We start from the raw sequence: 26,522 nt of genomic DNA on the forward strand, positions 1-26,522 counted from the left end.
AGTATTAAGCCCATAGCTAGTTACTGACAGCTACATTGAGTGAAGTGAGAGAGATGACTGCCACAGCAACCGAACAGGGAGCCAGGACCGCTGCCGCCACGGGCCGTATTGCCCGCGTCATCGGCCCGGTGGTCGACGTCGAGTTTCCGGCTGACGCCATCCCCGGTATTTACCATGCTCTGACCGCCGAGATCACCCTGAACGGGGCCACTCACGCGGTCACCTTCGAGGTCTCCCAGCACTTGGGCGACAATCTTGTCCGCGCGATTTCGCTGCAGACAACTGACGGTCTGGTTCGCGGTGCAGTTGTCACTGACACCGGTGCGCCGATCTCAGTTCCCGTTGGTGACGGCGTCAAGGGCCACATCTTCAACGTTCTGGGCCAGCCCCTGGATGTTGCGGAATCGGAGATCCAGTACACCGAGCGTTGGCCGATCCACCGCAAACCCCCGAGCTTCGATCAGCTCGAAGGCTCCACCGAGATGCTTGAAACTGGCATCAAGTCGATTGACTTGCTCACCCCGTACATCAAGGGTGGCAAGATCGGACTCTTCGGCGGTGCTGGCGTTGGCAAGACCGTGCTTATCCAGGAAATGATCACCCGTGTTGCTCGTAACTTCGGCGGTACTTCGGTATTCGCTGGCGTAGGGGAGCGCACCCGTGAAGGAAACGACCTTTGGGTTGAAATGGAAGAGTCGGGCGTTCTGAAGGACACCGCGCTTGTCTTCGGCCAGATGGATGAGCCGCCGGGAACGCGTTTGCGCGTTGCACTGTCTGCGCTGACCATGGCGGAATACTTCCGCGATGTACAGAACCAGGACGTGCTGTTGTTTATTGACAACATCTTCCGCTTCACCCAGGCAGGCTCGGAAGTTTCGACTCTGCTGGGTCGTATGCCCTCCGCCGTGGGTTACCAGCCGAACCTTGCCGATGAAATGGGCTTGCTCCAAGAGCGCATTACCTCGACCAAGGGCCGCTCGATCACCTCGATGCAAGCCGTTTACGTGCCTGCTGATGACTACACCGACCCGGCTCCGGCAGCAACGTTCGCCCACTTGGACGCGACCACCGAACTTTCGCGTGAAATTGCGTCCCGTGGTCTGTACCCGGCTATTGATCCGCTGACTTCAACCTCGCGTATCTTGGATCCGCAGTACATCGGCAAAGATCACTACGACACCGCAGTGCGCGTGAAGCAGATCTTGCAGAAGAACAAGGAGCTCCAAGACATCATCGCGGTCCTCGGCGTCGATGAGCTTTCTGAAGAAGACAAGATCGTGGTTTCGCGTGCTCGTCGTATTCAGCAGTTCCTCTCGCAGAACACTTACACCGCTAAGCAGTTCACCGGCGTTGAAGGCTCCACGGTGTCCATCAAGGACACTGTTGAAGGCTTCACGGCAATCTGCAACGGCGACGTTGACCACATTGCTGAGCAGGCGTTCTTCAACGTCGGTGCAATGGACGACGTCGAGCGTCAGTGGGCGAAGATCCAGGAATCGACGAAGTAAATGGCTGAGTCCTCCGAACACGCACTTGACGTAGAGATTGTCGCAGCGGATCACTTTGTGTGGTCCGGCGCGGCGAGCTTGGTCAAAGCTAAAACTTCTGACGGCGACATCGGCATTATGCCGGGGCACTCTCCAGTACTTGCGATTCTCGCTGCTGGCGAGCTGTCGATTGTGCCGTTAGAAGGCAACCGGATCGAAGTGAGCGTCGATGGTGGTTTCTTCTCCGTTGAAAGCAACCGCGTCGTGATCGTTGCGGACAACGCCAATGTAGTATCCGGGGTTACCTCCGCAGGGACTCGATAGATCTTCCTTGATGAACGACCCTGGAATCCCGTTCATCACCATTGCAGTAATTTTCCTGTTGGTTATCGCCTCGCTCTGTCTTTTCGGAGTGAGGCGATTCCAGCTACGCCGTGCATTGGGCACGGTAGACGCCTCCATTTGCCGGTCGGGTGACCGCTGGCAAATGGGGGTTTGTCGTTATCAAGACCGGGACCTGGAATGGTTTCGGCTTTTGTCGCTTAACCCGCGGCCGCAATATAGCTACCGCAGAAGCTCACTAGAACTCCTAGGACGCCGGCACCCCAGCGAGGCAGAGCGTCCTTTGGTGCAACCTGATTCGGTCATCGTGTTGCTTCGTTATGAGGGCCAAGATTTCAGCATGGCGATGAAATTTGATGCCTATGCCGGACTGAGTTCGTGGCTTGAAGCTGGTCCCGTTGTTGGGGTGGGTACCTGGCGCTAGCCGCCAGTATGTCCCGCTGAGTGGTCGCATGAACTGGGACATACTGTTTTGTCCCACTGAAACATGTTGGATACTGGGACCCACCTGGGGCATTCACTCTGAGCTGAACCCCCAAGAACCCTGTTAAAGGGCAATAAAAATGGCTCCCAGCGCGAAGCTGGAAGCCATTCTCTCGAGTATTTGCTCGAATTAGGCGATTACGTTAACGCCTGTAGCCTGGGGACCCTTGGCACCCTGGCCGATTTCGAACTCTACGCGCTGGTTCTCGTCCAAAGTACGGAAACCCTTGGTCTGGATTTCCGAGTAGTGTACGAAAACGTCGTTCGGGGACTCATCAGGAGTGATGAAGCCGAAGCCCTTTTCCGCGTTGAACCACTTGACGGTTCCTTGAGCCATGTTACTTATCTCCTCGTGTGAAACGTTGTGGAGTTGCACCTTAATGTGCAGCTCCAGAGTTACTGCGCGAGAAGAATCCTGATCAGTGAAATACACCAGTCCGGGCGCTCCACGCTCGCAACTTGTCTTGCGAGCATGAAAAACACGTACACAAAGACTTCTCTAAGCATTCCATGGGAAATGATCTGGGTCAACGTCAGAAGGCGATATTTGCAGTAAAGATATTTTGTTTTGACTCAAATGTGCTTCAAATTAGTCTCAAAAGCGGAATTACTCGCCAGATTCGAGCCAAATGCCACTTCGCATGACCAATCTCACATTCATTTGAGGCGCTAAGATAACCACGTCTGCGCGCAGTCCTCGGCGTAATCCACCTACCTCATCGGATAATCCCAAAAGCCGGGCAGGTACTGCGGTTGCGCTGAGAACTGCCGATTCAAGCGACACACCGGCATCAACAGTTCGTTTGACGACTTCGATCAAGGTTGCTGTGCCGCCGGCAATTGAACCAGTGGTATCTAGCGTGGCTACGCCACCGCTAACGGTGACGTCTGCGGGACCAAGCGAATACTTGCCATCTGCTAAACCCGTGGCCGCCATGGAATCCGTCACCAAGATAATGTTTTTGGCGCCAACGAGTTCAAAAACCATCAATACGGTTTGAGGGTCCAAATGAGTATTATCTGCAATGAGTTCGACGGCGGCGCCACCGGCGCGTGCGATGCGCAGACAGGCAGCAACTGGCCCAGGGGAGCGGTGGTGCATCGGAGGCATCCCGTTGAAGAGATGCGTCACGGTGGGGCGTCCACTATTACCATCAAAGCCGGCTGACTCTAGTCCTTCGCGGACTCGGGTGAGTGAAGCAGCAGCAGTTTGCGTGTTGGAATCAGTGTGCCCCAAAGACGGCGTTACACCGTGGCTGGTCAAAAAATCGACTAGGGACTCTGCGCCTTCTAGTTCGGGGGCGTAAGTCATGGTGAGAATCTTGCCTTCGCCAGCATCGATGAGCCGCTGGGCTAGATGAAGATCTGGCGCTTTCAGAAAATCAGGGTCTTGAGCGCCGCATCTGGCCTCCGAGAGAAAAGGACCTTCCAAATGAATTCCGGCGATGAGGCCTTCTTTGCTCAACTGGACATAGAGTTCGATTCCGCGAAGCAAATCTTGCTCTGAAGCGGTAACCATCGATGCCAATAATGTGGTGGTGCCGGCACGGTGTAAAAAATCGATCGCTTTCCGCGCAGCGGTCTCGTTGGCGCCGGGAAAATCTCCACCCACAGCACCGTGGTTATGCACATCGATCAGGCCAGGAAGGATTAGCGAGCCTTCCGGAAGCCTTGTCTCTTCTGCCCCGGCGTCGGGGACAAAGCCAGCGGCGGGGCCCGCATAGCTGATTCGATCACCTTCGACCGCAAGCACGCCGTCGTCAATGCGATAACCATCGCTGATGAGGGTGCCGAAGACAACGCGCTGCTGGGCCAAGGGAGGAGGTGTCATGCAGACAATTCTAGTCACCTGGCGTCGGCGTCTGCTTAACGCAGACGGCGCGAATCAGAACAGTCGGGAAGCGCTGTCGTCAACGCCGCGCATTACGTCATAGTCCAAAGTGATGCAGTCTATGCCGCGGTCGTTTGCTAGGACTCTGGCTTGCGGCTTTATTTGCTGGGCAGCGAAAATTCCTCGGACGGGGGCCAGCAGGGGATCGCGGTTGAGAAGTTCCAAATACCTGGTGAGTTGTTCCACGCCGTCAATATCACCGCGGCGCTTTAGCTCAATCGCTACGGTCGCCCCTTTGGCGTCCCTGGCCAAAATATCCACCGGGCCTATGGCAGTGAAATACTCCCGTCGAATGAGCGAGAAGCCGTCGCCGAGCGTTTCGATCTGCGCGGCAAGTAGTCGCTGCAAGTCAGCTTCTACGCCATCTTTGATCAGCCCAGGATCGACGCCAAGATCGTGACTTGAGTCGTGACTCTTTTCGAGGATGTTGATAATCAACCGATCGTCAGTCTTTGCGGACTGGACAACCCATTGCTCCAATACGCCCTCGTCTAAGTCTTTTTCTACGATCCGCAAAGTGGCAGGCTGGCTCATCCAATTGAGCGGCTTGTAGGAGCCGCCGTCGGAATGAACCAGTACCGAGCCGTCCGACTTAACCATCAATAGTCGGGTCGCGAAAGGCAGATGGGCTTTGAGCCGACCTTCATAATCGACTGAGCAACGAGCAATCACCAAACGCACGTCCAAAACTCTACCGTGAGAATTCGCTCTGCGAGCACCATATAAGCGCGCGTTGGGTCAGATCGCGATGCCTGCGGCACAATAGTTCTATGCCTCGATCCAATAGACCCCGTCGTCGAGGGTCGAGCAGAGCGGGCAGTAGAAATCCCGATCCGGGCGTTGAGCATGAGCCGTTAGATGCAGATCGCGTCTTTGCTGGCCGAGCCACGGTGGAGAGCGCTGGGGACGGCGAGTGGATGGTTCGGCAAATCACTGCCGTGCAGGCCAAAAAAGATTATGTTTGCCCAGGTTGCGGAAAAGGGGTCAAGGCTGGCATGGCGCATTTGGTCATTTGGCGCGAAGACTGGATTTTTGGCGAGGCTGATGCGATTGCTGGTCGGAGGCATTGGCATACAGCGTGCTGGCGGGGCCGGAGTTTCCGAAGCCGAGCCTAGGAAACCTAAGATAACGATTATGAATGCTGCAACTTTTGCTTCCGCTGAGTTCAACCCAGACATCTTCCAATTTGTTGATTCCGGTGAATCCGAACCTATTCGGGCGGGCTCCGTGCTGCCAGCGATTAGGGAGAATATTGAGCTGCATACCAGCGATGGATTGCGACTAGTAGGTGAATTGGCGCTACCAAGCGACGGCGAAATCCGCGGCACCTTGGTCACACTGCACCCGCTTCCAACCCACGGCGGGTTCATGGATTCTCATGTTTATCGCAAGGCCTCCTACCGGTTGCCCGCATTGGCCAAAATTGCGGTGCTCCGCTTTAACACCCGCGGCACTTCGTCACCGCGGGGCACCAGCGATGGGCATTTTGAAGAAGGCATCGGCGAGCATGCGGATGTCACTGCAGCAAGCCAATTTGCGCTGGACCGAGGGTTGCCAAATCGGTGGCTCCTTGGCTGGTCCTTTGGCACTGAACTTGCGCTAAAGTACGGTGCTTTGAGCCCGGTTGCTGAGCAAATCGAGGGAGCAATTCTCCTTTCGCCGCCGCTTAAACGGGCTACCGATGAGGATCTGGAGAGCTGGGCTAAGACAGGCAAACCAGTTACCGCGCTGATTCCGGAGTTTGACGACTATCTTCGCCCGCCGGAGGCGCAGCAGCGATTCGCTCGGCTACCCCAGGCGCGAGTCATCGGTGTTGACGGTGCTAAACATCTCTTGGTCGGTGAAAAGTTCGCGGCACGAGCCCTGAACGAAATTACCGGCACCGTTTTAGGCCAACCGGTCGAGCTGTCCAGCAGCTGGCAAGGCCCGCTCGCCAGCGCCGGGTAATCCGTCAAGAGCTGGAGCCGGAAGCGTTATTGGCGATCCTGACGGGCCAAGAAGATCTCTTTGATCAACAACATGATCGCAGCTGCCGTGGGAATAGCTATCAGTGCACCAAGCACGCCTAGCAAGCTGCCGCCAGCGATAACCGAGATCACCGCGACCGCACCTGGCACTGCCACTGCTCGTTGCATGATGCGTGGCGAAACGAAATACGCCTCAAACTGCAGATAAGCGAAGTACAGCACAGCATAAATGACCATGGTCTGCCAGCTATTAGTCAGCGCCACCAGGCTCACTAAGACGCCGGCAATCAAACCACCGACCAAGGGCACAAAGGCGAGCAGCGCTACGACAAAGGCCAGCAAGATGCTGTAGGGCACTCCAACAATCGACATCACAACAAAAGCGAAAACTGCGTTAAGAATAGCTACGCAGGCTTGGCCGATCACGTAGTTGCCAACTGAACGGGTAATCTGCTCGCTCAAAGCCTCAACCCGCAAGCGCCGGCTACGCGGAGCAAGCCGGTAAGCCCAGCGTTTCATCGATGGCAAAGATGCCAAGAAATACAAACTGAGCACCAGCACTATCAACGTGCCGAAAAGCCCATTGGCAATGGTTGAGCCAACGCCCACGACGCCGCCGAACACGCCACCCACGGCTTGTGAATCGGCGAAGAACTTTGTTACCTCTTCGGAAATTCGATCTCTGACGTGGAACTGTGAATCGATGCTCACAAAGAAGTCCCAGTTCAAAAAGTCCTTGATCAGCGTGGGGGCTTGCTGCACCAGTTGAGTAGTTTGTTCCACGATCGTGGGAATAAGCGTGGAAAAGAAACCCGCTATCGCGCAAAAGAGCACCACTAATGCGAGAACTATGCCGGCCGGGCGAGGAATCTTTCGTTTTTCAAGCCACCGAACTACCGGGTCTAATCCAAGGGCTATAAACAGCGCGGTAAGCATCCAGACCAGGAGCTGAGTGATATTGACCGCGACAAAATATAGACCAATTGCGATGCCGACGCCGACAGTACCCATGAAGCCGAAGTAAATTGGCCGCTGAAAGAAAAAGGGGACTACAGTGGGATTCTGCCGTTTCTCATCCTCAGCGGAAGGCGTTTCAACATCGCCTTCCGGTGGCATGTCGAATCGAATCCTTGGCTGCGCGCCGGGCAAAGGTTTGCCAAATAGCTTTGCTAGCCAGCCCTTGCGCTTGCTGGGCTCAGGCGTGCTTTCAGTGCTGTCTTGGGCAGTCTGAGCGCCCTTCTCAGCTGTATTCTCCGTGCTCAATGTGCCAGGCCTCCAGCGGGTTTCATGCGGTCCTTAATGCGGTGCTGTTTCAGCCAAACCATACCAGCGCAGCTTCGATGATCCAGTGATTCCGCGCACTCATGGCGCTTTCAATAGGGTTCGGAAATGGCAAAACGGTTACCCTTAGTATTGATAAGAACACAAAATGCAGTCAGTAGATTTTTTGCTGGCTCGACGAAATGTCTGTCAAAAGCAGACTGACAACAGCAAGTATCCGCGGCAGCGCATTCAGCTGCGGCACCGAACGATGACGATGAGGAATGGCCCAGTGCAACGACGACTCTCTTTGGCGGCACCGCTGCTGGTAATTGTGATCGGTTTACTCGTCCTGGCGCTTGGCATTGCGCAACGTACCATCTGGCAGCCGCCGGCGGATATCACCGCAGAAGTTGATGTTTCATCAGTCTCGGCCGGGCAGAATGCGCCGTTAGCAGTCATCGAATCTAAAGCCCTCAACCAGCGTCCTGGCCCGGTGAAGGTCAATGTACAAGGAAGCGGTTCTTTGCAAGTAGTGCAAGGACGAAGCGACGACGTCGATGCGTGGGTTGGCCAGACGCCACATCTGAAGGTAGCGAGCGCCTCGGACAATTTCAGCTCGCTCAACGCTAGCTTTGTTGGTGGCGCCGGTGCCACTGCTAATCCGGCAGGTTCTGACCTCTGGACTAACGAACAAAGGGGTTCTGGTTCTTTGGATTATGAATGGAACGCCCCGGGCAGCGGTGACTGGTCGCTATTGGTTGCCAGCGACGGCAAAGCCTCTGCGGCACAAAAAATCTCCTTGACGGTGCCCAACGACACCTCCACGCCGTGGGCTGTTCCGCTGATTGTTTTCGGTTCGGTTCTGATCTTGCTTGGGTTGCTTTACTTGATCTTTGGTCGGGGCAAAGGAAAGAAAGATGGCGGCTCCGGTCGTCGAGCGGCAAGTGCTGCTGCGGTGGTGCTACTTGCCGCGTTAGCTCTTAGCCAAGCACCCGCCCAGCGAGCTGAGGCTGATGACAGCGCGACGCCGTCGGCTCCCGGATCCTCTGAATCAAGCAGTGCTTCAGCCTCGGCTAGCGCTGAACCAGACTCCTTAGCGGCTTCAGTAGTGACGGATGGTCAATTCACCAGAATTCTGGACTCTGTGGTCAAGACAGTTGCTAACGGTGATGCTGCCAAAGACGCTAATTTACTTCCCAGCAGAATTGCTGATCCAGCGCTGCAATTGCGCACAGGTAACTACAAAATCCGCTCCGTCGTTGCTGACTATCAAGCAAATGAGCCGATTGCGGACAAACTACTCACCAGGATTGTCAGCACCAATCGGGCTTGGCCACGATCTTTGGTCGCGGTAACCCAGGGCCCGGCCAATGTCGTACCTCAGCTGCTTACTCTGGTGCAAGCAACTCCTCGGGATAACTACAAACTGACCGCAACTGCGCGACTGTTGCCAGGTCAGAGTCTGCCGGAAGTCAATACCAACGGTGCCGCGATCGTTGCGGCAGACAAAAAGGGCACCGGACAAAAGACGCCCGCGGAGGCACTCGCCGCGCTAGGTGATCGGCTCACTAACCCGGACGGCGCGGCCAAGGATAGCTTTGCGGCGTCACAAGGCTTCAAATACCTTGACGAGGTGGCAAAGTTCCAGGCGGACACTGTTGCCGGCAGCCCCCAAGCGACAATCGTGTTCAAGCACGATCCGCAGCCCAAATCGATCGTGGCCTTTGAAACCGCCGACGGTGGAACCCTAGTGTTTGGTACTTTCACTTTCACGCAAGACGGCACACCAAAAGGTGAGGGTGACAAATTGAGCGTTGGCGACAACGCAGCGGCCTTTACCAGCGGCAAGGACACACTCAAAGGGTATGTGTTGACCTTCGACGAACAAGCGGTGTTTTACATCCCGAAAGCCGGTCCGTCAGCGCCCATGACGATGTTGGCAGCAGAACGCGGACTCACCACCGCAGCCTTCAAATAGATAAACTGGGTTTCATGACTAACTCAGCTTCACAGCCAACAACGAATCTTGGCGCGGGTAACACTCGCGGTGCGATCGATCTCTCCAGCTTGAATGGTTCAAGCCAACCGGTATCTGCTCAAGCAACGCCAGGGCAAAGAACTCCATCACAGAGTTTTGTGGTTGACGCAACCGAACAAAGCTTCCCAGAATTAGTGCAAATTTCTGCCGAGGTGCCCGTTGTGGTGGCAATGTTTGCCAGCTGGTCACCACAATCACAATCCGTCGTTGCCACTTTGGAGAGTTTGATTCCAGCGTATGTTGGCAAGATTTTGCTGGCGCGCGCCAATATTGAGACTTTCCCGCAGCTTGCACAGGCTTTTGGCACGCAAGGTGTTCCAGCCGTCGTTGCTTTGGTCAAGGGACAACCCGTACCGCTGTTCAACGGGGAAATTGCTGAATCAGAAGTCAAGCGCTATTTGGAAGAGCTGCTCAAAGTTGCAGCCGCAAATGGCGTCAACGGTACTCTCGGCGATGAATCAGCTGAGCCGGAGGAAGCCCCATTGCCGCCGTTGCATCAAGAGGCGGTTGACGCCATTGACAACGGTGACCTGACCGCAGCGGAAGCTGCATATCGTAAAGCCCTTACCGCAGCGCCGGCTGACCGCGATGCCAAAGTAGGGCTTGCGCAAGTTCAGCTCATGCAACGCACTGACGGTTTAGATACTGCAAGCCTTGAAAAGCTGCGCAGCGCAGCCGCCGAGCAGCCCGACGACGTCGACGCACAGCTTGCGGTAGCGGACATGGATTTGGTCGGCGGGCATGTCGGTTACGCTTTGGACCGAGTAGTGGGTTATATCGCTGCGCATCCCGGTAGCACGTGGGAGTCTGAGCGAGAAAAGGCGCGATTGCGAGTTCTAGACTTATTCGACATTGTGGGCTCGGCTGATCCACGAGTTGCCAAGGCGCGCCAAGCGCTGGCGCGAGCACTGTTCTAAGCCAGCATGTCTAAGTTATTTGAACCTTTGACATTGCGAGGCCTGGAACTACGCCACCGGGGCTGGGTATCGCCAATGTGCCAGTATTCTGCCGATGAGTTAAACGCTCCGGGTGTGCCAAATGACTGGCATCTGATGCACTTAGGACAATTCGCGGCCGGCGGAGCAGCGTTGATTCTTTCCGAAGCTACAGCAGTGCTTCCGGAAGGCCGGATCAGTCCTCGAGATACCGGACTCTACAACGATGACCAAGCCGCAGCCTGGCGCAGAATTGTTGATTTCGTACATCAGCAAGGCGCGGTGGATAGCAAAATTGGCATCCAATTGGCGCATGCGGGCCGAAAAGCAAGCACCTGGTGGCCCTTCGCGGCAAACTCCGGTTCGGTTCCGCAAGCCCAAGGTGGCTGGCAAAGTCTGGGTGCGACGTCGGAAGCCTTCACCGGTTATGCGCCGCCGCTCGCTATGAGCGAGACGCAAATAATGCAGGTGATTTCGGCTTTTGCTGATTCGGCGCGTCGAGCAGTGCAGATTGGCTTCGATGTCATAGAAATTCATGCAGCGCACGGATACCTTCTACACCAATTCCTTAGTCCGTTGGTCAACACTAGAGAAGACAAATGGGGCGGCAGCGAAGAACGTCGATTCCGGTTGACTCTTGAGGTCGTCGAGGCGGTTCGTGCGGTAATGCCAGAGTCAATGCCGCTGCTTCTTCGAGTCTCAGCCAGTGATTGGTTCCCCAGCGGGCTAGATGCTGACGCCGTCTCTCGGCTCGCTGTCTTGGCTAAGGCTCGTGGCGTTGATTTGATTGACGTATCTAGCGGCGGAATCGTTGCTGAAGCGAAGATCCCAGTAGGGCCGGGATACCAAACAGCTTTTGCGCAGCAGATTCGGCGTGAAGCTGCGATCCCGGTGGCCAGTGTGGGTCTGATAACTGATGCTTTTCAAGCGGATCATTTGTTACGCACCGAGCAAGCGGATGCGGTATTGGTTGCGCGGGCTGCCTTGCGAAACCCACATTGGTGGCAACAAGCGGCACATGATCTGGGCATCGTGCTGCCTTGGGCCCCGCAGTATGAACGAGCTACCCCGCGCGGACGGTTTTAAGCGAGTCCCTTTAGTCCGCAAAGTTGGCTAATCTCGGTCAAAAGGCATTAGCGTAGAGAGATGAGTGAAATCGCGCAGCCGCCCGGCGTCGTCCCTCCTTTGGCCTTGAGCATTCGTGGTCTGGTCAAAAAGTTTGCTGGAAAAGTGGCGGTCAACCGCATTAATCTAGATGTTCCCTCCGGATCGTTTTACGGTTTAGTCGGACCGAACGGTGCTGGGAAGACGACGACGTTATTAGCGGCCACCGGGCTTCAGCGCCCAGACGAAGGCGCTATCTTGGTTCAAGGCGTCAACGTGTGGGAACGGCCCTTAGAAGCGAAGAAACTGCTGGGCATCTTGCCTGACGGCGTGCGGTTGTTCGACCGCTTGAGCGGTGAACAACTTGTCACTTACGCGGGATTATTGCGCGGTATGGACCGGGAAACTGTAGCCACCCGAGTCAAAGATTTACTGGACGCCTTGGATCTCAGTAAGGATGCCGGCACGCTGGTTGTTGATTACTCGGCCGGGATGACTAAGAAAATTGCCCTAGCATCGGCGTTAATCCATGCGCCAAGAGTTCTGGTCTTGGATGAGCCATTCGAATCGGTCGATCCGATTTCCGCCGCCAATATTCGAGACATCTTGACTGATTATGTCCGGTCCGGTGGCACGGTGATTGTCTCTAGTCACGTTATGGACCTGGTGCAAAGAATGTGTGACCACGTTGCGGTCATCGCGGGCGGAAACGTCCTTGCCGCGGGAACTGTTGACCAGGTTCGCGGTGAATTGAGTTTGGAAGACCGATTTGTTGAACTCGTCGGCGGACGGACACACGGGGCGGGGCTGACATGGTTGCGCACTTAATCCGGCTCAAACTCGCGATCCTCCGTAATTCACCCAAGCGAAGCACCGCACAGCTGGTTGGCATCATCATCGGCGGGATATATGGCGCATTTTTGATGATCTTCTTCGTGGCCGGGTTGATCACGTTGGCCTTCGCGCCAATCGAGTTAGCAAGGACAATTGTCGTGCTTGCCGGGTCAGCTCTGCTTTTGGGCTGGTGGATTGCGCCAATGCTGCTCTCCGGAGTCGATCTGACCTTAGACCCGGAAAGGTTTACTACTTTCGCTATTCCGCTGCGCCAGCTGCTGCTGGGACTGGGTATCGCAGCGGTAGTGGGGATTCCGGGCCTGGTGACATTGGTGGCCGCATTAGGCACATTGGTAACCTGGGCACGCAACCCCTTCTCCGCCGTCGCCGCCTTACTCTGCGCCATGTTAGCTGTAGTTACCTGCGTGGTGGGGTCGAGGGCACTGACCTCGATGAGCGCCAACATGGCAGCATCGAGAAAATTTCGGGATCTCAGTGCGCTGCTTATCCTCATTCCGTTGATTCTGCTTGGCCCGATTATTAAAGGGCTGACGCAAGGCATCAAGTCTTTGGGGCAATCGATGCCTGGAATCGCAGAATCAATCTCCTAATACTCCCTTCGGTGCCGTATGGGCGGTTCCGGCCGACGTCGCTGCTGGGCAGTGGTGGCAAGCTGCGGTGAAGTTTCTTATCGCAATTGCGACGGCGGCCCTCTTAGCCTGGGCCTGGAAAATCAGCTTGGCTCGAGCTCTGGTAACGCCTACGCACAGCGGCGGTCAGCGTCGCGAGGGTGGGAAGTTGGCTGCCTTTGCGTTCTTTCCCGCAACAGCATGGGGTGCGGTGGCCGCTAGAACCTGTAGCTATTTTCGCCGTGATCCGCGCTACGCCGCCGCGGTCTTGATGGCACCGCTTTTGCCGATCATCATGGCGATTCCCGCGCTGCAAAGCGGGAATTTTGGCACCCTAGCCTTTTCTGGCAGTATTGCAGTTTTCTTTCTTACCTGGTAATTATCCACCGACACCTCTTATGACAACACAGCTTTTGCCTTGCATTTGGCAACCGGAGTCAGCGGCTTCCACGACCGGTTGGGTCGCGCGGTCGGTTACGCAGTTATCGCGCTGCCCTTAGGGCTAATTTATACCGTGTTGGGCGCTGTCTTGACTAACGGTTGGGTAATGTTTCCGGCCCAACTTGGCGTGATGCTTGGCACCGCGTTGAGTGGCCTTGGCTTGGGCTCGATCGCTTCAGCGTATTTCATTTACAACGTACCCGCGCCGGGGGACAATCCGTTCAAATCCAGGCCAGGAAACAATTTCACCCAAGCACTGCGGCAAATGGCTGGACTGCTTGCCTTTGCCGTAGTTTGTCTACCGGAGCTGATTCTGCTGATCATTTCGCTAGCTACCGGATCGGTGCTGTTGGCTTGGATTACTTTTGTCACCGGGATCTTATTAGGCGCCGTGATGCTATTTATCGGCCTACGAAGCGGTGCAAAAGCTTACGATCGGCGTGCGCCAGAAATTCTGACCCAATTGATAGCGCAAAACTGAGATATTTTGGACAGAGCTTGGTGGATCGGCTCGGTATTGCGGAGAATGAGTCGGGATCAATTCTCGATCCGTAGGGTTGTCGATGGAAGCAGGGTGCATGGAAGTCGTCATTCTTTCTGACAAGGATGAAGCAGGTTCGCTGGCTGCAAATGCGATAGAAGCATGGCTCAAAGCAAAACCGCACGCAGTATTGGGCCTGGCCACGGGTTCTTCTCCGTTACCGATTTACTGCGAATTGGCTCTGCGACATGACCGCGACGGCGTGGATTTCTCGGGTGCACAAGGCTTCGCCCTGGACGAGTATGTTGGTTTGCCGGTAGGGCACCCACAGTCCTATGCCGAAGTTGTCCGGCAAGAGTTCAGCAGTCGGGTCAATATTGATCCGGAGCATGTCCACGCGCCAAATGGTGCTGCCACTGATATTGCGAGTGCCTGCGCCGAATACGAAGCCGCAATCACCGCAGCGGGCGGCGTCGATCTGCAGATCCTTGGCCTTGGTACTGATTGCCACATCGGCTTCAACGAGCCAGGCTCGTCACTGGCTTCGAGGACCCGAATCAAAACGCTCACCGAGCAGACTCGTCAAGATAACGCCAGGTTCTTTGACTCCATCGATGAAGTTCCACATCACGTGGTCACCCAAGGCTTAGGCACGATTATGAACGCGCGACACGTGGTGATGATTGCCACCGGTGCGAATAAGGCCGCCGCAGTTCGCGAGGCGGTAGAAGGCCCGGTGAGCGCACTTTGCCCTGGTTCTGTGCTGCAATTTCACCCACACGTCACTTTTCTTGTCGACGAGTCAGCTGCCACCGATTTGGCGCTCGCAGACTATTACCGCCATACCTGGCTCAATAAACCAGCTTGGCAGGGACTGTGAGTCAGCGAGTCGACAAGGCTGGGGCAAGGACTCATTGGGCTCAGCTAGACGGTAGGATGGTGGCTATGAGTTTGCCACCAGATCCTTTCGAAAATGATCCCGGCAACCCCATGGGGCCTGGCGGATCAACAGCAACTATTGAGCGCACTGAGCTGCGCGAAGAACTTGAGCCTGGCGATGCCGAGCGGTTCGCACACTATGTGCGTAAGGAAAAAATCCTAGAATCCGCACTCAGCGGCGAACCCGTTATCGCCTTGTGTGGCAAGGTTTGGACTCCTGGTCGAGATCCGAACAAGTTCCCGGTTTGTCCGGAATGCAAAGAAATTTATGACGGCTTGCGGCCGGGCAAAGACAGCGACAAGAAGTAAGCACCACAACACAGCGCCGGTAGTTTTCTGCCGGTTCGGGAGCACCACACGTGACAGAAACCCTCTTCGGATCAGGCTCAACCGACCCTGATTTGAACACCCCCACGCTTGCGCTTTCTCCGGCCTACCCAGCACGAGCAGCGTGGGGTACCGCCCAGAAGCTGCGCGCTTGGCAGTCCGAGGCACTGCATAAGTATTTTGATGGTGATCGTCAGGACTTTCTCGCGGTGGCGACGCCCGGTGCCGGTAAAACTACCTTCGCATTGACTGCTGCGCGCAATCTTTTAGATAGCGGCCAGATCAATCGAATCACTATCATTACGCCAACTGACCACCTGAAACGGCAGTGGGCGGACGCCGCGGCCAGAGTTGGCATTGCCATCGATCCGAACTTCAAAAACGCCGATGGTAAACATGGCCGAGACTTCATCGGGGTTGCTGTTACGTATGCCCAGGTTGCTTCGAAGCCCGCTTTGCATCGAGCGAAAACCGAGGCTGGCAAAACTTTGGTCATCATGGACGAGGTGCACCACGCTGGTGACGCCTTGTCTTGGGGTGACGGAATCCGGGAAGCCTTTGAACCGGCCGCACGCCGTCTTGCTTTGACGGGCACGCCCTTCCGGTCTGACACTTCGCCTATTCCGTTTGTGGAATACGTTGAGGATAAAGACGGTATTCGGCGTTCCCGGGCGGATTACACCTACGGCTACGGTTCTGCGCTAAAGGATCATGTGGTCCGGCCCGTGATCTTCATGGCCTACTCGGGGCAGATGCGTTGGCGCACCAGTGCGGGCGAGGAAATGGCCGCCACGCTAGGGGCTGCGGTGACCAAAGACATCACTGCGCAAGCTTGGCGCACCGCGCTGAATCCCACCGGGGAATGGATTCCGGCGGTGATTGCGGCAGCTGATAAGCGGCTTTCTGAGGTGCGACGGACGGTGCCCGACGCGGGGGCAATGGTTATCGCCACCGATCATGAAGATGCGCGGGCCTATGCTGGCCAGATTAAAAAACTCACGGGCGAATCCGCGACAATTATTCTCTCCGATGATGGCGGCGCGTCACGCAAAATCGATGATTTTTCTGCAGGTACTACGCGCTGGATGGTTGCGGTGCGCATGGTTTCCGAAGGTGTCGACGTGCCACGGCTGGCCGTGGGTGTTTATGCCACCTCAACAGCGACGCCGTTGTTTTTCGCTCAAGCAGTTGGTCGCTTTGTGCGCGCCCGAAAGCGTGGCGAGACGGCCTCAGTTTTCCTGCCCTCAGTGCCTCAACTCATGGCGTTGGCAAATGAACTTGAGCTCGAGCGGGACCACGCCTTAGACCGGCCCGAAGCCGAATCTGATGGATTTGTTGAAGAAGACGCCGAGATGCTTGAAGCCAATCGGGAAGAAAAGGCTTCGGGGGAGTTGGAAAAGACCAAGTTTGAGGCGCTTGAGTCGCAGGCGTCTTTTGACCGGGTGCTTTTCGACGGCGGCGAATTTGGTCTGGGCGGCGAAATGGGCAGCGAGGATGAACAAGACTTCTTGGGCATTCCGGGTTTGCTGGATGCAGATCAGGTGTCGATCTTGTTACGTCAGCGCCAGGCGGAACAGGTTAGCCGACGCCGCAAGAAGAACCCTGAGGCGTCGGCTGCTCCCGCGATACCTGATCATCGGATGCTGACTGAGCTGCGTAGCGACCTAGCTAAGAATGTCTCCGCCTGGTCGGCGCGGACTGGCACCCCGCACGGCGTGGTGCATTCTGAGCTGCGTCGTCTGGACGGTGGGCCAGCGGTGGCCCAGGCTAATGAGGCTCAACTGCAAGCGAGAATCAAGCGATTACAAGGCTGGTTCATCGGCCGAAAGTAGTACCGTTCGGCCCAGCTCTTAACGCATTACTGATGGTTCTCTGCGCTGAATTTTCTGCCGCATCAGTTCAATTGCTTCGGTGACTGGCAGGAGTTGAGCTGGCCGCGCGCCCGGAATACTGAGGCTCAGTTTTCCGGATTCGCTCTCTTGGCTGCCTACGACGGCGAGCCAAGAAACTCGCCGTTGACTTGTTTTACGCACTCGGGAACCGACGCTACCGTCGTGATCAACAATGACGCGGATCCCGGCGGCGAGAGCTTGCGCGCTGATCTCCGCACAGCGGGCTGCTTGGGTGTCGCTGACCGGAAGTACCGCGAGCTGTACCGGAGCCAGCCATGGTGGCATTTTCCCCTGATGCTTCTCGATGAGTAAAGCGACAGTACGTTCCATGGCGCCGAAAAGGCCTCGGTGCACCATCATTGGTCGGTGCGCGGCACCGTCGTCGCCAATGTATGCCAAATCGAAGCGCTCTGGCTGCACAAAATCGAGTTGCACAGTGGACAAGGTTTCTTCTTTTCCAGCCGCGTCAAAGAACTGAACGTCAATTTTCGGTCCATAAAAGGCAGCTTCGCCAGCTACTCTGCGATACGGCAGGCCAAGTTCGTCCAGAGCGGCTTTCAATACTGATTCCGCTGCGGCCCAATCCGAAGCAGAACCGGCAAAACTGGTGCCCGAGTCGCGAGCGGAGAGTCGAAAGTAGTCCGGTTCCAGACCAAGAATTGAATAGCCAGCGCTGATGGCTTGGATGCCGCGGACCACTTCAGATTGAGCCTGTTCTGGGGTGCAAAATACGTGGCAATCATCCAGATTTATTTGCCGAACACGACTTAGACCAGAAAGCACGCCAGAGAGTTCGCTACGGAACATGGAGCCGAGCTCAGCGTATCGAATAGGCAGCTCGCGCCAGGAGTGTGGGCGAGCGGCAAAGAGCATGGCATGATGTGGACAATTGGCTGGCCGGAGCACCAATTCTTCATTGCCAATTCGCAGTGGCGGAAACATATCTTCGGAGAATTTAGCCCAACGCCCACTGCGTTCGTAGAGTTCTCGTTTTGCCAGCACCGGGGAATACACGCGCTGGTAGCCACTCCGTAGTGACTCTTCAACCGCGAGTTTCTCTAATTCAGTACGAATCACTGCGCCATCAGGCAGCCAGAGCGGCAGCCCAGGACCAATAAGGGGATTAGAAGCAAAAAGGTCCAGCTCTCGGCCCAATTGGCGATGATCAGCCAACGCCTTGGCCTGGTCAATATTCGATTGGTCAACATCGTTATTCATAATTTCCTCAGGGTTTTTTGTGAAGTGCCCTAGGAAACGACGCCAGAAACAAAAAGGCCCTGGGATTGTCTCCCAGGGCCTGACGGTGTTATTTGTTCGCACTCACACCGATGGACGCCGGGGGTGACCCGACGTCGTCGTGCTGAACTTGAACAGATGCATGCCGTTACTCTACAACGAGTTCGACGCCGGCGTCTGCCATCTCTGCCAAAGCTGCTTCCGAGGCTTCGACATCCACACCGGCGCACAAGTTCACCAAAAGCCGCACATCGTAGCCAGCCTGGATTGCGTCTAAAGCGGTTGCGCGAACACAATGATCAGTGGCGAGTCCGGCGATGGTCACCGTATGTACGTCATTTTCGCGTAGCCAATCGTCCAAGCTCGATCGATCCTCGCTAGTGAGTTCTTGGCTGGCTTTCGCCTCGCCTAACGGCACCTCTAGATCTGCTGCTAGGATGCCCTCGAACCCCGAATATGCAGCTGAAAACTGGCCTTTTCGGAAGTAAGCATCAATGTACTCTGCGTCCAAATTTGCATGCAGCTGGGCTCCGCGTGAACCTGCCACGCAATGCACCGGCCATGAATCTTGAAAATTCGGCGTCTCAGAGAAATGTGAACCGGGATCAATGTGCCAATCCTGAGTTGCTGCCACCACATCGAACTCGGTGGCGTCGTCGAGCAGCTCACTGATTGCGGTGGCAACCTCAGCGCCGCCGTCGACCGCAAGCGAACCGCCTTCGCAGAAATCGTTCTGCACGTCCACGATGATGAGAGCTTGTGCCATTGTCGTCTCCGTAATTTGCGCTAGCGGGATCAGGATTGGTACTCGGTAGCGATCACGGGCTCGCAACGCTGTAGCTGCCGCCAAGATGATGGAAGTTCGTTGGTGGCGGAAAGATGCTTCGCGGCGGCTCGCACGACCGCTTCTGCGCCAGTCCAGCCGTCCTGAAGTACGCCATTGATCACAAAATCCTGCAGTAGCGGGCGATCGTTGCCGTCGTCGTCAGCATGATGCCCAATACCAACGACTTCGGTCTGCGCAATACCGTCCTCGGAACGTCGACGCAAGGCAAATTTCTTACCGCCAACGCTGGTCTTGTTTTTGGAGGCCTTCGCCACCGAGACAAATTGGCCGTCGTCACCAGCACGGCTGACTAATTTATAGACCATGCCGGCCGTCGGCGCACCCGAGCCAGTAACCAGCGAAGTGCCAACACCATAGGCATCCACGGGGGCTGCCGCTAGGCCGGCGATAGCAAATTCGTCCAGATCCGAGGTCACGACGATGCGGGTATTGAGGTTACCCAATGAATCAAGCTGAGCCCGGACTTGCCTCGCCTGGGCCAGCAAATCCCCTGAATCTAACCGGACTGCACCCAGATCTGGACCAGCCAACTCAACAGCGGTGTTGACCGCGGCAGCGACGTCATAGGTATCCACGAGCAACGTTGTTCCCACGCCTTGGGCTTCAAGTTGAGCTTGGAATGCTGCGCGTTCACTGTCGTGCAACAAGGTGAACGAATGCGCGGCCGTGCCCACCGTGGTCACACCGTAGCGCAACCCGGCTTCGAGATTAGAGGTGCTGGCAAAACCAGCGATAATCGCTGCCCGTGCTGCGGCAACAGCTGCTTCTTCATGCGTGCGGCGCGAGCCCATCTCGATGCACGGGCGTCCCTGCGCAGCGGAGGTCATCCGAGATGCGGCGGAGGCTATTGCGCTGTCATGATTGAGCACGGAAAGCACATAGGTTTCTAAGATGCAGGCTTCAGCAAAGGTCGACTCGACCATCAGGATTGGTGAGTCCGGGAAATAGACCTCGCCCTCGGCGTAGCCATATATATTTCCAGAGAACTTGTAATCAGCCAGGAAATCCAGAGTTTGTTGGTTGACTACCTTATTGCTTTGAAGGTAATTCAGCTCCGCTTCTTGAAACCTGAAGTTAGCAAGACCTTCTAACAACCGGCCCGTTCCGCCGACCACGCCGTAACGGCGGCCTTCGGGCAGCCGACGAGCGAATACCTCGAAAACGCTGGCACGCATTGCGGTGCCGGAAAGCAAAGCTGCCTGGAGCATGGTTAGCTCATAGCGGTCGGTCAAAAGAGCAGTGTTCGCGGCTGCGCTGGGGCGGGCTGGCCGGGCATTGATCGAAGTCACATCTGTACTCTAATCCGGCCCGCCTAGAATGGGCATATGAGTATCAGCACCTTGGCGGAGCCCGTTGAACAGAGCGCGGTGGAAAACTCGCCTGCCCAGGACGCCTCGGGGGAGCATCCGTGGTCTGTTGTGGTCTGGGATGACCCAATCAACACCATGGACTATGTGAGTTACGTTTTCCAGAGCTATTTTGGTTATGGCAAAGAACGAGCGGAAGCGCTCATGCTTCAAGTTCACAACGGTGGCAAAGCGGTGGTGTCCCGTGGGGCGCGCGAAAAAGCCGAAACGGACATGATGGCGATGCATTCCTTTGGTTTGCAGGCTACCGTGCGGAAGGGCTCCGATGTCTGAAGCGTTTAGAGTGAGCTCGGAAGGCATTACCGCCATCATCGGCGAGGACGAACGGCGCATTTTGCAGGCAGTATTCGCCTCAGTAATCGCGATCCTGGAACCGAGCGAGTCAGAGGATTCGCTTGCGGCGCTGGTCGGTTGGGATGAAGATGTTGAGCTGCCCAGCGATCCGGCGCTGCTGCGCCTACTGCCCAACGGTATTGAAGGCGACGACGATGAGGCGTTGGAGCTACGCAGACTCACGGAGCGATCCATTCGGCAGAGCAAGATCGGTGCATTGCGTGCTGCTAGTCTGATGCTTGAAGCTCAGGAACTGACCCTTAGCCGCGCACAAGCTGAGCTGCTCGCCCGGGCATTGAACGACGTCCGAATTGTGTTTTCTGAACGGCTTGGTCTCCATTCCGCCGAGCAAGTAGAGGCGCTGCACCGAGATTTGGAGTCCGAAGAAACCGCTGAAGCAACCGATCACGAACTGCGGACGCTACTTTATTTTGTGGGCGCGGTGCAGAACGGCGTAGTTCAGGCGCTTTTGGCCGACCTGGACCAACAAAAACCGGAGGGCGCGGCCGGATGAATCAACACCCTGTAGTTCAAGCCCAGGCGCCATTGGGAATCTTCGATTCCGGCGTCGGTGGCTTGACCGTTGCCCGCTCAGTCATTGATCAATTGCCAAATGAATCGATCTTTTATGTTGGAGATACTGCCAACGCTCCGTATGGGCCGTTGCCGATTGCCGAGGTCCGCGCGAACGCCCTGGGTGTAATGGATGAATTGGTGGATTCTGGCGTCAAGCTGTTGGTCATAGCCTGCAACTCGGCAACAGCCGCGGTTCTGCCAGATGCCCGTGAGCGCTACACGTTACGGCACGGAATTCCGGTCGTTGAAGTGATTCGGCCAGCAGTTCGCCGGGCGGTGGCAGCAACCCGGAACGGTCGAATCGGCGTGATCGGAACCGAGGCTACTATTGGCTCGCGCGCCTACGAGGACTCATTTGCCGTCGCATCGGACCTGCAAGTAACGTCCGCGGCCTGCCCAAAGTTCGTCGAGTTCGTCGAACTGGGTATCACCGCTGGGCCCGAGCTGCTCAATACCGCGGAGGAATATCTTGCGCCGCTGAAGGCTGCCGGGGTGGATACCCTGGTGCTGGGCTGCACGCATTACCCATTGCTAACTGGCGTTATTTCGTATGTCATGGGCGACGGCGTGACGCTAGTTTCTAGCGCCGAGGAGACTGCCAAAGACGTCTATAAGGCGCTCATAGAGCACGATCTGGAGCGTACAGAGAATCTGCCACCGCAGCATCGCTTTATTTCAACCGGTGATGCTGAGGGTTTTGGCACCTTAGCCCGGCGTTTCCTCGGGCCGGAAGTTCTTTCAGTTGAACATGCCGCCCATGTTTCGGCACATTATCCAACCGGCTCGCTGGCTCGAATTACCCCGGAGATGCTGCGCGATGCGCATGCTTCGGCGAAGGCTGGGGGACTGCGATGAAGCTCACGATAGTAGGCTGTAGCGGCTCATTCCCGGGCCCGCAATCACCAGCTTCGTGCTACCTGTTGACCGCGCATGACGGTATTCGACCGTGGCGGATTCTGCTTGATTTAGGCAGCGGTGCCTTGGGTGCAGTCCAAAAATATATGGACCTTCGTGACATCGACGGCATATTCCTGAGCCACTTGCACCCGGATCACTGCATGGATTTATGCGGCTTGCACGTGGCTGTCCGCTGGGATCCAGATGGTTGGGACGCCGGCCGAATTCCGGTCTGGGGACCAGCCGCCACCGCTGACCGGCTTGCCACCGCTTATGGCCTGGACCCAGAACCCGGTATGCGCGAAGAATTTGATTTCATTACGTGGTCTGAACGCACGGCCGTCTCACTGGGACCGTTCACGATCACGCCCTACGCAGTGGACCATCCGATGGAGGAGGCCTATGCACTGAGGGTGGAGGTCAGCGAGTTTGACGGCACTGGCGTGGACCGGCGAGTGGTTTTGGCATATTCGGGCGACACCGACACTTGCCCTGGTCTGATCGAGGCCGCCCAAGGTGCACATTTTTTCCTGTGCGAGGCAGCATTTCAAGAGGGCCGCGATGACGCGATCAAAGGCGTGCATCTTACGGGTAAACGGGCAGCCGAAGCGGCAACAGAAGCCGGCGTCCGTCGTTTGCTTTTGACACATTTGCCGGTCTGGACCGATCCGTCCGTCGTCGTTGCCGAAGCCAAAGCTGCCTATTCCGGTGAAGTAGCCGTTGCCGTGGCCGGAGTGCATTACACGATTTAGATTTTTGCTCAGATCGGCCAGGCAATTTTCGGTAGGCTTGGAGTTATGTCTTCGACTTCTGTTACTTCCGACCTGCGCGCCGACGGCCGTACCGCTGATCAACTTCGCGATATTTCCATTACTCGTGGCTGGTCTAGTCAAGCTGAGGGATCCGCGCTGATCGAATTCGGTAACACGCGAGTGCTGTGTACTTCTTCGCTCACCGAGGGCGTTCCGCGCTGGTTGCGCGGCGAAGGGCGGGGCTGGGTCACCGCCGAATATGCGATGCTTCCCCGGGCCACTAATACCCGTTCAGATCGCGAGTCCGTAAAGGGAAAAATCGGCGGACGCACGCACGAGATTTCGCGGTTGATCGGACGCTCGTTGCGCTCAATCATCGATACTAAAGCTTTGGGCGAGAATACGATCGTTCTTGACTGCGACGTCCTCCAAGCCGACGGCGGCACCCGGACTGCCGCGATTACCGGCGCCTACGTAGCGCTCGCAGAGTCGATCCGTTTCGCGCGTGAAAACAAGCTCATTTCCGCGACAGCTCAGCCGTTGACAGATACCGTGGCGGCGGTCTCAGCTGGGATCATTGATACTGTGCCGATGCTGGACTTGGCCTATGTGGAAGATGTTCGAGCAGAAACCGATATGAACGTCGTGGTGACCGGAAGCGGCAAATTTGTTGAGGTACAAGGCACCGCGGAAGGGGCACCTTTCGACCGAAATCAGCTTGACGCATTACTGGACTTGGCTTTGCTCGGCACTGCGCAACTTGCTCAGATTCAACGCGAAACTCTCGGTTTGCTCTGATGCCGGAGCTTGCAAGCGCTGAGCAACCACGACTCATTCTGGCTACCCATAACCAAGGCAAACTCCGCGAATTGCGCGAGCTGCTACGAGGCCAAGTGCCGGGACTTGATGTCGATAGCCAAGTGATTGATGCCGCGAGTGCGGGTGCACCTGATGTTGCCGAGACTGGCGTCACCTTCGCAGAGAACGCCCTTTTGAAAGCACACGCCGTTAGTGCAGCCACTGGATTACCAGCGATTGCTGACGATTCTGGCCTCGCGGTGGAAGTTCTTGGCGGTTCGCCAGGAATTTTCTCCGCACGTTGGGCCGGTCAACACGGCGATGACAAGTCAAATTTGGCGTTATTGCTCGCGCAACTCGGGGATATTGGCCCGGAGCATCGTGCGGCAAAGTTTATTTGCGCGGCAGCGCTCGTAGCACCTGGCGTGGAAACGGTTGAACTAGGTGAGCTGAAAGGCGCCCTATTGGCCGCGCCGCGAGGTGAAAAAGGCTTCGGCTACGATCCCATTTTGCAGCCAGAAGGCTTAGATCGGTCCTGTGCCGAGCTGGAACCGGCAGAAAAGAACGCCATTTCACATCGTGGCGAGGCATTCCGAAAATTGTTGCCCGCGATTGTGGAACTGCTGAAGCCGCGCGTCTAACTAGGCTTGTTTCTTCTTCTTGCTGGCGCGCCAGCCCCGGATGACCTCGATCAGAATCGGCACAACCGAGATCAACACGATGATAACGAAGATCAAGTCTAGGTTGGCAGTAACCCAGGGGAATCGATCGCCCAAAATAAAGCCAAGTAGCGTGACGCCGCCGGCCCAGAGCACGCCACCAATGACGTTGAAGAGGAAGAATTTCTTCCGGTCCATCTGCGCTACGCCGACAATTACCGGCACAAAGGTCCGCACAATGGGTACGAATCGGGCTAACACGAGTGCTTTGCCACCGTGCTTTTCAAAGAATGCGTGCGCTTTGGCGATGTTTTCCTGCTTGAAGAAACGAGAGTCAGGGCGCTTGAAGATGGCGGGACCGGCTTTTTTGCCGATCAGATAGCCCACTTGGTTGCCCACAATCGCACAGATGATCAGCAACAGCGCTAGAACCCAAATATTGATCGGCAGCTTACCTGCGGCGGTTAGCAGGCCGGCCGTGAAGAGCAACGAGTCGCCGGGCAGGAAGAACCCGATCAACAGCCCCGTTTCGGCAAAGATAATGGCACAGGCGATCACAATGACCCAGACGCCAAGCGTTGGGTTTAAGATGTTGATCGGATTGAGCCAGTCGGGCAATAGTCCGGTACGCACAGGACCGCCGGTAAAACCCGAAAGCGTGCTGGAAGCGGACAATAGGGCGTGGCTGATCGTTGCAAGAGTCACCACTCAAGGGTACGTTACGCCGCTGTGCGAGTTTCTCAGCAACGCCGGGAACTAGCGACCAAATGCTTAGCCAAGGAGCTCGTCTGGGTAGCACCAGCGCCACGATTCGCCCGGCTCAATGCTGTGCATGACAGGATGCTTGGTTTCGCGCCAGTGTTGATCCGCGTGCCGACCGGGGGAGGAGTCGCAACAACCCACTTCGCCGCACTGCAGACACATGCGCAGATGCACTGGCTCAACGCCCTCTCGGAAGCATTCCTCGCAGACAGGCTCCGTTGGGGCCCGGGGGTCTTGCGCGGCTAACAAGTGCTCACAGCCATCGTTACGGATCGCCAGCTCGGAGGGGTCACCAAACTCACTGTCCTCGGTGGCGTTTTCCAACATCGATTCCTCAACATCCAGACGATCGAGAACTTCGCTCAGCACTTCGTGGGCATATTCGCCAGTGCGGCGCAGGTTCAACACTTCAGCTCGTTCTGCTTCAAGCATTGCCCGCCGAAGCTGTCCATAGCGCTGCGAGGGCGTTTGGCCATCTGCCTCGGGCCGGCCTAATCGTTCCCAGGCGGCCAATCCTCGCTCCTGGGTGCGGCGTTTGAGCATCGCAAGCACTTCTGGCGGATCATCTTCGATGGTGATCTCTTTGAGCTTACTGAGCCCCGTCGTCGTCGCTCTTTGCATCAGCGCTGCCTCAGATAATAAGTCCTCGCGACGATCCGGGCCGCGGACGCCCAAGAGTCGGACCAAGGCCGGAAGCGTAAAGCCTTGGAGAGCTAAGGTGCCGGCGACAACGACCATACCCGCTAAAATCAACACATCGCGATGCTCAAATCCAATGGGTAGCGTCAAAACCGCGGCCAGCGTGACCACACCGCGCATGCCGGCCCAGGAAATGATTGCCGGATTAGTCCAAGGCGGCCGGGGTTCGTTTCTTCTGGCTGCCGGAATGAGCCGTGGTAAATAGGTGGCGGGAAAAACCCAAATCGGTCGCAAGAGCAACACCGCGCCAAGAATCGCAAGGCAGCCCCACCAAATGGTTTCCAGACCGAAATCATCTTGGCTGACTTTCGCCAGAATTGATTGTCCTTGCAGGCCGATCAATAAAAACACCGAATTTTCCAGCAGGAACTGCACGGTGGCCCAGTTGCTGCGCTGGCTCAACAGTGAGGCGCCGCCGGGCATGGCTGGGCTTTTGGCACCCATGAGTAAGCCGCAGACGACGACGGCGAGCACGCCAGAAGCGGGCATGTCTTCGATGCCGAGCGCGGGGATGTGCAGGGATCTCAGCTCTTCAGCCGGCAA

At 56.4% G+C, this 26,522-nt stretch carries 30 protein-coding genes; 21 read left to right on the forward strand and 9 right to left on the reverse strand.

Annotated elements, in window-relative coordinates; genetic code table 11:
• Positions 1 to 53: 53 nt before the first annotated feature.
• Genes atpD through RSAL33209_RS06290 form a run of 3 tightly spaced genes read left to right on the forward strand, consistent with a single transcriptional unit; the run spans position 54 to position 2,253 of the window.
• Complete coding sequence (gene atpD, locus RSAL33209_RS06280; RefSeq protein WP_041684542.1) at positions 54 to 1,508, forward strand: F0F1 ATP synthase subunit beta; 1,455 nt, start codon at positions 54 to 56, stop codon at positions 1,506 to 1,508.
• Positions 1,509 to 1,811 carry a F0F1 ATP synthase subunit epsilon gene (locus RSAL33209_RS06285; protein ID WP_012244866.1) on the forward strand — a complete coding sequence of 101 codons (303 nt, stop codon included), beginning with the start codon at positions 1,509 to 1,511 and terminating at the stop codon, positions 1,809 to 1,811.
• A 10-nt stretch (positions 1,812 to 1,821) separates the two neighbouring features.
• On the forward strand, positions 1,822 to 2,253 hold the full coding sequence (locus RSAL33209_RS06290) for a DUF2550 domain-containing protein (RefSeq protein ID WP_041684543.1): 432 nt from the start codon (positions 1,822 to 1,824) through the stop codon (positions 2,251 to 2,253).
• Positions 2,254 to 2,442: 189 nt separating this feature from the next.
• Here the strand turns inward: RSAL33209_RS06290 and RSAL33209_RS06295 are convergent, their stop codons facing one another.
• The 3 genes from RSAL33209_RS06295 to nucS all read right to left on the reverse strand — a co-directional run bounded on the left by RSAL33209_RS06295 (position 2,443) and on the right by nucS (position 4,884).
• On the reverse strand, positions 2,443 to 2,649 hold the full coding sequence (locus RSAL33209_RS06295) for a cold-shock protein (RefSeq protein WP_041685304.1): 207 nt from the start codon (positions 2,647 to 2,649) through the stop codon (positions 2,443 to 2,445).
• Between the two features lie 270 nt (positions 2,650 to 2,919).
• The gene (locus RSAL33209_RS06300; RefSeq protein WP_041684544.1) at positions 2,920 to 4,143 is read right to left on the reverse strand and encodes an N-acetylglucosamine-6-phosphate deacetylase; all 1,224 of its coding nucleotides are present in this window, start codon (positions 4,141 to 4,143) and stop codon (positions 2,920 to 2,922) included.
• A 54-nt stretch (positions 4,144 to 4,197) separates the two neighbouring features.
• Positions 4,198 to 4,884 carry an endonuclease NucS gene (gene nucS, locus RSAL33209_RS06305; protein WP_041684545.1) on the reverse strand — a complete coding sequence of 229 codons (687 nt, stop codon included), beginning with the start codon at positions 4,882 to 4,884 and terminating at the stop codon, positions 4,198 to 4,200.
• An 89-nt stretch (positions 4,885 to 4,973) separates the two neighbouring features.
• Between nucS and RSAL33209_RS16985 the strand changes: the two genes are divergently transcribed.
• Together RSAL33209_RS16985 and RSAL33209_RS06315 are read left to right on the forward strand one after the other, a co-directional pair.
• The gene (locus tag RSAL33209_RS16985) at positions 4,974 to 5,318 is read left to right on the forward strand and encodes a hypothetical protein (protein ID WP_080503777.1); all 345 of its coding nucleotides are present in this window, start codon (positions 4,974 to 4,976) and stop codon (positions 5,316 to 5,318) included.
• 19 nt (positions 5,319 to 5,337) lie between these two features.
• Positions 5,338 to 6,150 (forward strand): alpha/beta hydrolase, encoded by an 813-nt coding sequence (locus tag RSAL33209_RS06315; protein WP_041684547.1) that lies wholly within the window; start codon positions 5,338 to 5,340, stop codon positions 6,148 to 6,150.
• Positions 6,151 to 6,176: 26 nt separating this feature from the next.
• Here RSAL33209_RS06315 and RSAL33209_RS06320 read toward each other — a convergent pair whose 3' ends face one another.
• Positions 6,177 to 7,433, reverse strand: a complete 1,257-nt coding sequence (locus RSAL33209_RS06320) for an AI-2E family transporter (protein ID WP_012244872.1) — start codon at positions 7,431 to 7,433, stop codon at positions 6,177 to 6,179.
• A 289-nt stretch (positions 7,434 to 7,722) separates the two neighbouring features.
• On the opposite strand from RSAL33209_RS06320, the gene RSAL33209_RS06325 reads away from it, so the two are divergent.
• The 10 genes from RSAL33209_RS06325 to RSAL33209_RS06360 all read left to right on the forward strand — a co-directional run bounded on the left by RSAL33209_RS06325 (position 7,723) and on the right by RSAL33209_RS06360 (position 16,993).
• The gene (locus RSAL33209_RS06325) at positions 7,723 to 9,411 is read left to right on the forward strand and encodes a DUF8094 domain-containing protein (protein WP_145962049.1); all 1,689 of its coding nucleotides are present in this window, start codon (positions 7,723 to 7,725) and stop codon (positions 9,409 to 9,411) included.
• Positions 9,412 to 9,425: 14 nt separating this feature from the next.
• Positions 9,426 to 10,388 carry a tetratricopeptide repeat protein gene (locus tag RSAL33209_RS06330; RefSeq protein WP_012244874.1) on the forward strand — a complete coding sequence of 321 codons (963 nt, stop codon included), beginning with the start codon at positions 9,426 to 9,428 and terminating at the stop codon, positions 10,386 to 10,388.
• Between the two features lie 6 nt (positions 10,389 to 10,394).
• Positions 10,395 to 11,492 carry an NADH:flavin oxidoreductase/NADH oxidase gene (locus tag RSAL33209_RS06335; protein WP_012244875.1) on the forward strand — a complete coding sequence of 366 codons (1,098 nt, stop codon included), beginning with the start codon at positions 10,395 to 10,397 and terminating at the stop codon, positions 11,490 to 11,492.
• Positions 11,493 to 11,552: 60 nt separating this feature from the next.
• Positions 11,553 to 12,338 (forward strand): ABC transporter ATP-binding protein, encoded by a 786-nt coding sequence (locus RSAL33209_RS06340; protein WP_012244876.1) that lies wholly within the window; start codon positions 11,553 to 11,555, stop codon positions 12,336 to 12,338.
• A complete protein-coding gene (locus RSAL33209_RS16135) occupies positions 12,323 to 12,955 on the forward strand; it encodes a hypothetical protein (RefSeq protein ID WP_012244877.1) in 633 nt (210 codons plus the stop codon). The genes RSAL33209_RS06340 and RSAL33209_RS16135 overlap by 16 nt, the downstream gene beginning before the upstream one ends.
• A gap of 67 nt (positions 12,956 to 13,022) precedes the next feature.
• Complete coding sequence (locus RSAL33209_RS16140; RefSeq protein ID WP_012244878.1) at positions 13,023 to 13,352, forward strand: hypothetical protein; 330 nt, start codon at positions 13,023 to 13,025, stop codon at positions 13,350 to 13,352.
• 39 nt (positions 13,353 to 13,391) lie between these two features.
• Positions 13,392 to 13,895 (forward strand): hypothetical protein, encoded by a 504-nt coding sequence (locus tag RSAL33209_RS16145; RefSeq protein WP_012244879.1) that lies wholly within the window; start codon positions 13,392 to 13,394, stop codon positions 13,893 to 13,895.
• Between the two features lie 97 nt (positions 13,896 to 13,992).
• A complete protein-coding gene (gene nagB, locus RSAL33209_RS06350) occupies positions 13,993 to 14,775 on the forward strand; it encodes a glucosamine-6-phosphate deaminase (protein WP_041684548.1) in 783 nt (260 codons plus the stop codon).
• A 65-nt stretch (positions 14,776 to 14,840) separates the two neighbouring features.
• Entirely contained in the window at positions 14,841 to 15,143 is a 303-nt protein-coding gene (locus RSAL33209_RS06355) for a DUF3039 domain-containing protein (RefSeq protein ID WP_411740986.1), read from the forward strand.
• Between the two features lie 50 nt (positions 15,144 to 15,193).
• Positions 15,194 to 16,993 carry a DEAD/DEAH box helicase gene (locus tag RSAL33209_RS06360; protein WP_012244882.1) on the forward strand — a complete coding sequence of 600 codons (1,800 nt, stop codon included), beginning with the start codon at positions 15,194 to 15,196 and terminating at the stop codon, positions 16,991 to 16,993.
• 18 nt (positions 16,994 to 17,011) lie between these two features.
• Here the strand turns inward: RSAL33209_RS06360 and thrS are convergent, their stop codons facing one another.
• The 3 genes from thrS to RSAL33209_RS06375 all read right to left on the reverse strand — a co-directional run bounded on the left by thrS (position 17,012) and on the right by RSAL33209_RS06375 (position 20,425).
• Complete coding sequence (gene thrS, locus RSAL33209_RS06365; RefSeq protein WP_114597591.1) at positions 17,012 to 18,271, reverse strand: threonine--tRNA ligase; 1,260 nt, start codon at positions 18,269 to 18,271, stop codon at positions 17,012 to 17,014.
• 166 nt (positions 18,272 to 18,437) lie between these two features.
• Complete coding sequence (locus tag RSAL33209_RS06370; protein WP_012244884.1) at positions 18,438 to 19,055, reverse strand: nicotinamidase; 618 nt, start codon at positions 19,053 to 19,055, stop codon at positions 18,438 to 18,440.
• A 29-nt stretch (positions 19,056 to 19,084) separates the two neighbouring features.
• Positions 19,085 to 20,425 (reverse strand): nicotinate phosphoribosyltransferase, encoded by a 1,341-nt coding sequence (locus RSAL33209_RS06375; RefSeq protein WP_012244885.1) that lies wholly within the window; start codon positions 20,423 to 20,425, stop codon positions 19,085 to 19,087.
• A 36-nt stretch (positions 20,426 to 20,461) separates the two neighbouring features.
• On the opposite strand from RSAL33209_RS06375, the gene clpS reads away from it, so the two are divergent.
• Genes clpS through rdgB form a run of 6 tightly spaced genes read left to right on the forward strand, consistent with a single transcriptional unit; the run spans position 20,462 to position 24,500 of the window.
• The gene (gene clpS, locus RSAL33209_RS06380; protein WP_012244886.1) at positions 20,462 to 20,776 is read left to right on the forward strand and encodes an ATP-dependent Clp protease adapter ClpS; all 315 of its coding nucleotides are present in this window, start codon (positions 20,462 to 20,464) and stop codon (positions 20,774 to 20,776) included.
• Complete coding sequence (locus RSAL33209_RS06385) at positions 20,769 to 21,350, forward strand: DUF2017 family protein (protein WP_012244887.1); 582 nt, start codon at positions 20,769 to 20,771, stop codon at positions 21,348 to 21,350. The genes clpS and RSAL33209_RS06385 overlap by 8 nt, the downstream gene beginning before the upstream one ends.
• Entirely contained in the window at positions 21,347 to 22,267 is a 921-nt protein-coding gene (gene murI, locus RSAL33209_RS06390; RefSeq protein ID WP_012244888.1) for a glutamate racemase, read from the forward strand. Before RSAL33209_RS06385 ends, murI begins: the two co-directional genes overlap by 4 nt.
• Entirely contained in the window at positions 22,264 to 23,061 is a 798-nt protein-coding gene (locus tag RSAL33209_RS06395; RefSeq protein WP_012244889.1) for an MBL fold metallo-hydrolase, read from the forward strand. Before murI ends, RSAL33209_RS06395 begins: the two co-directional genes overlap by 4 nt.
• A 45-nt stretch (positions 23,062 to 23,106) precedes the next feature.
• Positions 23,107 to 23,859 carry a ribonuclease PH gene (rph, locus tag RSAL33209_RS06400; RefSeq protein WP_012244890.1) on the forward strand — a complete coding sequence of 251 codons (753 nt, stop codon included), beginning with the start codon at positions 23,107 to 23,109 and terminating at the stop codon, positions 23,857 to 23,859.
• Positions 23,859 to 24,500: an RdgB/HAM1 family non-canonical purine NTP pyrophosphatase gene (rdgB, locus tag RSAL33209_RS06405; RefSeq protein ID WP_012244891.1), complete on the forward strand. Its 642-nt coding sequence runs from the start codon at positions 23,859 to 23,861 to the stop codon at positions 24,498 to 24,500. The genes rph and rdgB overlap by 1 nt, the downstream gene beginning before the upstream one ends.
• Here rdgB and RSAL33209_RS06410 read toward each other — a convergent pair whose 3' ends face one another.
• Both RSAL33209_RS06410 and RSAL33209_RS19595 read right to left on the reverse strand, forming a co-directional pair.
• A complete protein-coding gene (locus RSAL33209_RS06410) occupies positions 24,501 to 25,226 on the reverse strand; it encodes a VTT domain-containing protein (protein WP_012244892.1) in 726 nt (241 codons plus the stop codon).
• A gap of 63 nt (positions 25,227 to 25,289) precedes the next feature.
• The gene (locus RSAL33209_RS19595; RefSeq protein ID WP_012244893.1) at positions 25,290 to 26,522 is read right to left on the reverse strand and encodes a cation:proton antiporter domain-containing protein; all 1,233 of its coding nucleotides are present in this window, start codon (positions 26,520 to 26,522) and stop codon (positions 25,290 to 25,292) included.

The organism is Renibacterium salmoninarum ATCC 33209, from assembly GCF_000018885.1.
Taxonomy (GTDB): Bacteria; Actinomycetota; Actinomycetes; order Actinomycetales; family Micrococcaceae; genus Renibacterium; species Renibacterium salmoninarum.

What these genes read in the sequence shown, in the direction of transcription:
- atpD (WP_041684542.1), top strand. Translation starts at nt 54, where the DNA reads ATGACTGCCACAGCAACCGAACAGGGAGCCAGGACCGCTGCCGCCACG.
- RSAL33209_RS06285 (WP_012244866.1), top strand. Translation starts at nt 1,509, where the DNA reads ATGGCTGAGTCCTCCGAACACGCACTTGACGTAGAGATTGTCGCAGCG.
- RSAL33209_RS06290 (WP_041684543.1), top strand. Translation starts at nt 1,822, where the DNA reads ATGAACGACCCTGGAATCCCGTTCATCACCATTGCAGTAATTTTCCTG.
- RSAL33209_RS06295 (WP_041685304.1), bottom strand. Translation starts at nt 2,649, where the DNA reads ATGGCTCAAGGAACCGTCAAGTGGTTCAACGCGGAAAAGGGCTTCGGC.
- RSAL33209_RS06300 (WP_041684544.1), bottom strand. Translation starts at nt 4,143, where the DNA reads ATGACACCTCCTCCCTTGGCCCAGCAGCGCGTTGTCTTCGGCACCCTC.
- RSAL33209_RS16985 (WP_080503777.1), top strand. Translation starts at nt 4,974, where the DNA reads ATGCCTCGATCCAATAGACCCCGTCGTCGAGGGTCGAGCAGAGCGGGC.
- RSAL33209_RS06315 (WP_041684547.1), top strand. Translation starts at nt 5,338, where the DNA reads ATGAATGCTGCAACTTTTGCTTCCGCTGAGTTCAACCCAGACATCTTC.
- RSAL33209_RS06330 (WP_012244874.1), top strand. Translation starts at nt 9,426, where the DNA reads ATGACTAACTCAGCTTCACAGCCAACAACGAATCTTGGCGCGGGTAAC.
- RSAL33209_RS06335 (WP_012244875.1), top strand. Translation starts at nt 10,395, where the DNA reads ATGTCTAAGTTATTTGAACCTTTGACATTGCGAGGCCTGGAACTACGC.
- RSAL33209_RS06340 (WP_012244876.1), top strand. Translation starts at nt 11,553, where the DNA reads ATGAGTGAAATCGCGCAGCCGCCCGGCGTCGTCCCTCCTTTGGCCTTG.
- RSAL33209_RS16135 (WP_012244877.1), top strand. Translation starts at nt 12,323, where the DNA reads ATGGTTGCGCACTTAATCCGGCTCAAACTCGCGATCCTCCGTAATTCA.
- nagB (WP_041684548.1), top strand. Translation starts at nt 13,993, where the DNA reads ATGGAAGTCGTCATTCTTTCTGACAAGGATGAAGCAGGTTCGCTGGCT.
- RSAL33209_RS06355 (WP_411740986.1), top strand. Translation starts at nt 14,841, where the DNA reads ATGAGTTTGCCACCAGATCCTTTCGAAAATGATCCCGGCAACCCCATG.
- thrS (WP_114597591.1), bottom strand. Translation starts at nt 18,271, where the DNA reads ATGAATAACGATGTTGACCAATCGAATATTGACCAGGCCAAGGCGTTG.
- RSAL33209_RS06370 (WP_012244884.1), bottom strand. Translation starts at nt 19,055, where the DNA reads ATGGCACAAGCTCTCATCATCGTGGACGTGCAGAACGATTTCTGCGAA.
- clpS (WP_012244886.1), top strand. Translation starts at nt 20,462, where the DNA reads ATGAGTATCAGCACCTTGGCGGAGCCCGTTGAACAGAGCGCGGTGGAA.
- RSAL33209_RS06385 (WP_012244887.1), top strand. Translation starts at nt 20,769, where the DNA reads ATGTCTGAAGCGTTTAGAGTGAGCTCGGAAGGCATTACCGCCATCATC.
- murI (WP_012244888.1), top strand. Translation starts at nt 21,347, where the DNA reads ATGAATCAACACCCTGTAGTTCAAGCCCAGGCGCCATTGGGAATCTTC.
- RSAL33209_RS06395 (WP_012244889.1), top strand. Translation starts at nt 22,264, where the DNA reads ATGAAGCTCACGATAGTAGGCTGTAGCGGCTCATTCCCGGGCCCGCAA.
- rph (WP_012244890.1), top strand. Translation starts at nt 23,107, where the DNA reads ATGTCTTCGACTTCTGTTACTTCCGACCTGCGCGCCGACGGCCGTACC.
- rdgB (WP_012244891.1), top strand. Translation starts at nt 23,859, where the DNA reads ATGCCGGAGCTTGCAAGCGCTGAGCAACCACGACTCATTCTGGCTACC.